Annotated in this window: 2 protein-coding genes; one reads left to right on the top strand and one right to left on the bottom strand. The window is 41.2% G+C overall.

What is annotated here, in order from left to right:
• On the top strand, positions 1–642 hold a 642-nt coding region (locus B5E65_RS15890), incomplete at its 5' end, for a restriction endonuclease subunit S (protein WP_206406321.1).
• On the opposite strand, the gene B5E65_RS15885 is transcribed toward B5E65_RS15890, so the two are convergent.
• On the bottom strand, positions 635–1,249 hold a 615-nt coding region (locus B5E65_RS15885), incomplete at its 5' end, for a restriction endonuclease subunit S (protein WP_206406320.1). The genes B5E65_RS15890 and B5E65_RS15885 overlap by 8 nt on opposite strands.

Below are 1,249 nucleotides of genomic sequence, written 5' to 3'. Positions count from 1 at the left end.
CTCAAGAAGTATAAAAGAGGTGTCATATCTGCACTTCTAAGTTCAAAGACTAATCCTTATTATTCATCCGAAACATGGAAAGAAGTAGCTTTATGTGATGTAGCAAGCGGCTTTGAGTATGGCATGAATGCCGCTGCCACGGTCTACGATGGTTCTCATAAGTACATTAGGATTACAGATATTGATGATAATTCCCATCTTTATAGCCAAGATGTACCGGTCTCACCAGAAGGGCAAGTAGATGAAAAGTATCGAGTTCGAGAAAACGACATCTTATTTGCTCGTACAGGGGCATCTGTGGGTAAAAGCTATCGCTACCAGCGTAGTGACGGTGATCTTTATTATGCTGGCTTTCTTATTCGCATTCATGTAAATTCAGATGTGAATTGCGGTTATGTTTTTCAGAATACATTAACTGAGGCATATAAGCGTTGGGTTCTCCTTGAATCTGCTCGATCTGGCCAGCCAGGAATTAACGCTGAGCAATATAAACAATATCGCTTTCTGCTTCCGCCCTTAGAGCTACAAAATAAAATCTCCACCTTGGCTACTAATCTCAACAATCTAATCTGCAAAGAGGGAAATCTTCTATCACAAATCGAACAAGTAAAAATAGCTTTATTGCAGCGGCTTTTTATATAAAGAGCCGCTGCATAAGCCCCGTTCTTTCGTTTATAAGCGTGTCCAGCATATTTTCGTGAGCGGTTATTGTGAAGTCAAGTTTTGAGAAAAAACGGGCGATTTTCTTTTGTTCATGTAAAGGCGGCAGAAAAACAGTTTGATTCAAAACCGTTCCACGATCTATGCCTTCAATTAGTCCTGTGGCGTTCCGCTTGATCCTATCCGACAAGAAACCCGTCAGGTAATAGCAGAAGTCGCTTGTCATTTTTTCATTTGCACGCAAAGACATAAACTGTCTCGCTATGTGTGCCTTTTCCTGTGTTAATCTCACAACTGCTCCTGAACCAGAGCCTTTACAGACAAGTAGGGTGTCACCCTTATACGCATAACACCGGGGTATCTGCGTCCATCTACTGACCACTGTTTCTCCTTTCACAATACAACTGGCTCCTGTCATATAAGGAACACCTATTTCTTGATCATTGTATTCAGCAGGCGCAAAGTCTTGTCCTGATTGTAGCGAGATGAGGTCTCCCATTTTGTATTTATCCCATTTTTGAGGCTTAGCCGAAAAAGAAACTTGTTGAGTGAATACTGCTTTTAACGCACCTCTTTTATACTTCTTGAG

Origin of the sequence: Gemmiger sp. An120, assembly GCF_002160955.1 — a bacterium.
Lineage (GTDB): Bacteria > Bacillota > Clostridia > Oscillospirales > Ruminococcaceae > Gemmiger_A > Gemmiger_A avium.
This window is presented reverse-complemented; position numbering and strand designations above follow the sequence as displayed.